Genomic DNA, 4997 nt, shown 5'->3' on the forward strand with positions numbered 1-4997 from the left:
GATCCCCATCATTCGCCCCATAAATACAAAGGCTTGGAGGTTTGCCCCTCCAAGCCTTTTGTTTTAGGTAGCATATAGGTAGCAATTCTTTGCGGTTTATGCGGCCTCGTTTTCCCCGGTTTTCTGCGTTTTGTTGTCGTTTGAGGCCTCCTTGTCGGGGTCGCAGGTGGTGCCGAACTGTTTCATTTCGTAGTTGCGCAAGGCATCAATCGGGTAACGAATAAAGCCAAACAGCTTTTTATGTTCCGGTCCTTTGCCAGACCAGCGCCAGCCCGCCAGTGTATTTTGTGCGATAGCGCCGCCCCCGATTCCGGTAATTCCAGCCGACTCCCAGCGGTCGGCGACTTGTTTTGCTGTCAGAAACTTGATTTCAGTCATGCTGTTTCCTTCATACGCTGGTTATCGTTTTCAAACAAACTGCTGGCCGCGACGTTTGCGCGGACAAGGGCGGCGGCCAAAGGTGGGCAAACGGCGTTGCCGCATTTGGCGACTTGCTGGCTTTTGCTGAATTTAAAGCCGTCGCTGTCGCAGTCTCCGATTTTGTAGCTATTGGGGAAGCCCTGGGCGCGAAACAGTTCACGCGGGGTGAACATTCGCAGGCCAATATCGGTGATCTGATATTGATGGCCTGCGATGGTGACGATGCCAAAGCGGTCGCGGCTGGTAACCGTACCTAGTGGATTGGTTGCCGGTTGGCCTTCGCCAGTGCCGTAGTATTTGGTAAGGAAGGCGCGGACTTCGCCAACGTGGTTTCCGCCGGCCGTGATGGTTGGCATTGGATCATTTACAGGTTGGCCATGTTGGCAAGTGCCGCGCAGTTTAACCAGGTGCGAAGTGCAAAGGGCAGTTTTGCCCGTGCCGCCTGCTGTGATGGTGGGGGCGGGTTCCTGTGCATCGGTGCCGATGCTTTTGCCAAACTGCCGGTCCAGATGGGCAACCACAATTCCCTGCGGGTTTGCGCCGCCCGGACGTTTCATCGCGCCCCCGCTGGTAACGGTGTGGACCGGTTCGCGGGGGTCGTACCCGGTGGCCCCATTGCGGAACTTGGTGATATGGGCCGTGACAAGGCCCTGTTGTGATCCGGTGGTGGTAACTGTGGAAACGGGTGCCGCCATGCTCCTGCTGTCGCTGCTGGTGTTGTTGTGCTGGGCCATGAAGGCGGAAACAACGGCCATGCCGCCACCCTTTGGGGTTGCGGTTACCGTGCGCAACGGATCATTGGCGGGCATGACGCCGCCGCTTGATGAATGTTGAACGTGCTGAATGAAAGGTGCAACCAATCCGAAACGGGTGGCCCCGGCCATGACGGTGCCAATGGGTTCGTCGAGCGGTTGGCCTGTGCCGTTTTGATTAAACCGCGTGACATAAGGCGTGACCGGCCCGTGCGCGGGGTGTGCGGCGGTAACGATGAAAGGTTTCCTGGCATCAAAGACAAACTTTTGCATTCCCCGTGCGATGCGCTTCATTGTATTGTCGGCAAGCGGGCGTTTCAGGCCAAGTTTTTTGGCCTGTGCCGGGTCCATAAAGATAGACGGGCAGGGTAAATCCCAATCAATAATGTCTGCCGCGACCGGCCAAGGTTTCAGCTTGCGTTGTTTGACGGCATCGCTCCCTGGTGCGCCGTGTGTCGGGTCTGGCCAGACAATGTCTTTGCCGTCGCACCTTGCAATCACGAACAGGCGTTTGCGAATGGTCGGTGTGCCATAGTCGCAGGCGCGCAAGACGCGGTATTCTACCCGGTATCCAAGGCGTTCAAGTTGTTCTACCCACATCTTGAAGGTTTGGCCCTTGCGGTCCTTGCACGGCTTACCGTCTTTGGTAAGTGGCCCCCAGTCGGCAAATTCCTCGACATTTTCCAGCATGATCACGCGGGGGCGGACCTTTGCCGCCCACTGGATCACAACCCACGCCAGCCCGCGAATTTTCTTGCTGCGCGGCTTTCCTCCTTTGGCTTTGCTATGATGGGTGCAATCGGGGCTAAACCATGCCAGTGCCACACGGCGGCCTTTGCAGACGGCAACCGGATCGACCTTAAAAACATCTTCGCAAAGGTGGGTTGTGTGCGGGTGGTTTGCCTGGTGCATCAAGACGGCGTTAGCGTCGTGGTTGATGGCGATATTGACCGGTCGGCCCAGCGCCATTTCAATGCCGGTTGATGCGCCGCCACCACCGGCAAAGTTATCAACGATCAGTTCGGCATCGAGGTTCCATTGGGGCTTGAGGTGGCTCATGCTGCTGCCTTTCGTTGATCAATGGGGGGCCATTCGTTGTGCTCAACACCATCAAGCAGGCGGCCTGATGCTTTCTTTGTTTTGCGTTTTGCGAAAACAACACGCTCTCCATGGAAGCCGTGGCCGCCTTCCAAATTTACATATCGTTCGTTGCTGTTTTGTGGGGTGGGGCAGGCGCGCCAATCGAGGTCGTCTTTGTCACGATCATAAATTGTTTGCCATGCGCCCCATTGCTTAAAGAAAAACGGGGTGCCAGCGGCCTTGCACTGATCGCGCAATGATCGCGCCCAGTCCGGGTGCATCGGTCGTGCGCCTCGGCCGCTTTCGCCGCCGCAAATAACCCAGTCCAGTTTCGCGCCAAAAATGCCGCCGATGGTGTCGTGGGCATCAAGTGCGGTATCAGTCAGGCAGTCGATAATCAGCCTGACGCCATCGTGATACCCACCGTCAAGGCTCGTTATATCAACCGGACCGAGTAACGGTTCCGCGCTGACAAAGCGTACCGCTGCTGGTGTTTCCAATAGCACGGGGATGCGTTCGTTGGCTGTTGCCTGATCCTCGACGCTGGTTCCGATCCAGACGTTTGGCAGAGGCATTTCAAGCGAGCCTTTGCGGTTCCCTAATCCGTATGGGATTTCATTGATTGCCTTGCACATAGCATGATCCCCCTTTGGGGAGATTCCGCCAAGCATATCATTGGCCCTGGCAATTCGTTTTGTCAGAACTTGAAACGTATGCTGCGGGCAAAGTGCCATCACCGCCCAAATTTGCATGATCCATTCTGGCGGATGCCCTTCATAAAACAGGTCTGTCATCGAACAGACAAATATCGTGCGTGGCTTTTTCCAGTGCAGGGGCTTCAAAAGCGCATTTTCATCAAGAAACAGCTCGACCTGATCGGCATCCTGTGCGGCATAGCGCACCGGGTTTTTAAATCGCTTCTGGAAATCGGCGGCATAGCAATTTTGACAGCCTACCGAAACCTTGGTGCAAAAATGCCCAACACCACCGGTTGCCTTATTGCTGGCCCGGATAGGGTTCCAAGTTTCGCCTTTGGTTCCCGCACGGCGGGTCCATTCAATCTTGGTCATGCCGCGCCCCCGAACCGGCGCGGGGCGATGATGTCGTTCGCGGTGATCCAGCTTGCCTTGTTGATTTCGGTGCAGCGGATCAGGATGCGGTTGGCATCGAGTGCGACAATGATTTCCGCATTGCGCTGGTAACCCTCGATACGGGCGGTGATGGTGCCGGTATGTGCGGGCAAGGAAGGTGGCAAGGCGTGTGCCGGTTGGGCGTGGTATCCCGGCTGGTCTTTGAGAAACACGAGATTCGACATTTTGATTGTTCCTGTGAAGCGGACGCGGGGCGGGGTGTTAAAGGTCCAGATCGTTTGTGATCTCGGTGCCGTGCGCATACATTTGGAAAAGCCTGCGTTCGACATTGAAGATGCTTATTTGAAAGCAGACTTCTTTGGTTGATTTGGGAGTGCTGCCGAGATGACGGGTTTTCACTGAAAGCAATTTTCCCTTGTAAACATGGATATAAACTTCGTCGCCGTGGCTTTCGGGTGTTTTGAGGTGAGCGCTAAAGCTGGTTGTCGGGTCCAGGTCGGACCGACTATGCCTTACGGACAGGAAGTCAGATTCTTCAATAAAATCCGGGTCTGTGCCGTCTTCGTTGTTTTCGTTAATCCAGTCATTCAGGATTTCGGAAAGAGTGATTTTATCCGGCGTTGCGTCTGCTAGTGCCTTAGTCGCCTGTTCTGCCAGTGCTGCAATGTGTTTGTCTTGTTCAAGCGTCACATGCTGTTTGATGGCGGCGAGAATGTCTGCGTTATATTCGGAAAAGCTGATTTCCGAGAGGTCCAGCCCAATTTCCTGTTTCAGCTTTTCCTTTATCTCTTTCCTTAGTTCGCCGCGCCAATCAAACAGTTCACTGATGCAGTCGGAAATCATGCTGTCGATTTTCGGCGCTGCGATCCGGGCGACGTTTTCCGGGGTCAGTGCTTTGGCTAGTTCCTGGTGGATGGTCTGTTCAATATTCATTGGTTTTCGTCCTGTGAAGCGTTCAAAAGCTGGCCTGATCAGGCGGCGGTTTCCGTTTCTGCCTGTGCCGGGGTGCTGTCGTTGGCCGGGGCTGGCTTTGCGGTTTCCGGTTCGGGCAGCCACGCGGGATAGGCTGTGTTGTTGTCGCGTCCGCGCATTGGCATGATGGCGGCAAAAAGCCTGTCATTGATTTCGGTGCGCACAATGACCGGGTGACCCGGGGTAGCTGGTGTGAACCAGTTCAGGATCGGGGATTGTTTGTAGTCGGCCACCATCTTTACCGCCTTGGTGAGGCGCACAATGTTGTCGCCATTGATGGCGATTTCGCCCGTCGGTGTGGTGTGTGTTGCCGGTAAGGCTTTGCGCCATTGCGGATATGTTGCGTCAATCGGCGGTGCCCAGCTTACGGCGATGTGGTGTTCTGTCGGAATGGCGGGGCTTTGTCCGGTTGCCCCCTGGCGTTTCGTCCAGTCCTGTGTTGTGACATAGGCGGAGTTGCCGACGAAATGAAGGTGCCCGGCATCGCGTTTGTTCAGCGCGGTGCGGATCGATTGCGGGGCAAAACAAATCCAGCTTTCGCCATCGCCAATTTTTGCAGTTTCGTCGTGGACGGCGCAAATGATGTGTCCGTTGGTGGCGACAAGCAGGGCGCCACCGTCGGGGTGTGGTTCGACATGAACGCCGCGAAGGAAATGGCGGCTTTCGTCGGTGCTGATGAACT

At 55.6% G+C, this 4997-nt stretch carries 6 protein-coding genes; all 6 read right to left on the minus strand.

The window, feature by feature from the left end:
* Positions 1–96: 96 nt before the first annotated feature.
* Complete coding sequence (locus THS27_RS25685; RefSeq protein ID WP_085595784.1) at positions 97–378, minus strand: hypothetical protein; 282 nt, start codon at positions 376–378, stop codon at positions 97–99.
* Positions 375–2231 carry a DNA cytosine methyltransferase gene (locus THS27_RS25690; RefSeq protein ID WP_085595786.1) on the minus strand — a complete coding sequence of 619 codons (1857 nt, stop codon included), beginning with the start codon at positions 2229–2231 and terminating at the stop codon, positions 375–377. Before THS27_RS25690 ends, THS27_RS25685 begins: the two co-directional genes overlap by 4 nt.
* A complete protein-coding gene (locus THS27_RS25695) occupies positions 2228–3322 on the minus strand; it encodes a DUF5131 family protein (RefSeq protein ID WP_085595788.1) in 1095 nt (364 codons plus the stop codon). The genes THS27_RS25690 and THS27_RS25695 overlap by 4 nt, the downstream gene beginning before the upstream one ends.
* Entirely contained in the window at positions 3319–3567 is a 249-nt protein-coding gene (locus THS27_RS25700) for a hypothetical protein (protein ID WP_085595790.1), read from the minus strand. The genes THS27_RS25695 and THS27_RS25700 overlap by 4 nt, the downstream gene beginning before the upstream one ends.
* Before the next feature lie 37 nt (positions 3568–3604).
* Entirely contained in the window at positions 3605–4276 is a 672-nt protein-coding gene (locus THS27_RS25705) for a hypothetical protein (RefSeq protein ID WP_085595792.1), read from the minus strand.
* Positions 4277–4314: 38 nt separating this feature from the next.
* The coding region (locus tag THS27_RS27025) for a hypothetical protein (protein ID WP_168185019.1) at positions 4315–4997 on the minus strand (683 nt) is incomplete at its 5' end.

The organism is Thalassospira sp. MCCC 1A01428 (assembly GCF_002115825.1).
Classification (GTDB): Bacteria; Pseudomonadota; Alphaproteobacteria; order Rhodospirillales; family Thalassospiraceae; genus Thalassospira.

Bases quoted from the DNA above. Each gene is read 5' to 3' on its own strand.
- THS27_RS25685 (WP_085595784.1), bottom strand. From the start codon at position 378: ATGACTGAAATCAAGTTTCTGACAGCAAAACAAGTCGCCGACCGCTGG.
- THS27_RS25690 (WP_085595786.1), bottom strand. From the start codon at position 2,231: ATGAGCCACCTCAAGCCCCAATGGAACCTCGATGCCGAACTGATCGTT.
- THS27_RS25695 (WP_085595788.1), bottom strand. From the start codon at position 3,322: ATGACCAAGATTGAATGGACCCGCCGTGCGGGAACCAAAGGCGAAACT.
- THS27_RS25700 (WP_085595790.1), bottom strand. From the start codon at position 3,567: ATGTCGAATCTCGTGTTTCTCAAAGACCAGCCGGGATACCACGCCCAA.
- THS27_RS25705 (WP_085595792.1), bottom strand. From the start codon at position 4,276: ATGAATATTGAACAGACCATCCACCAGGAACTAGCCAAAGCACTGACC.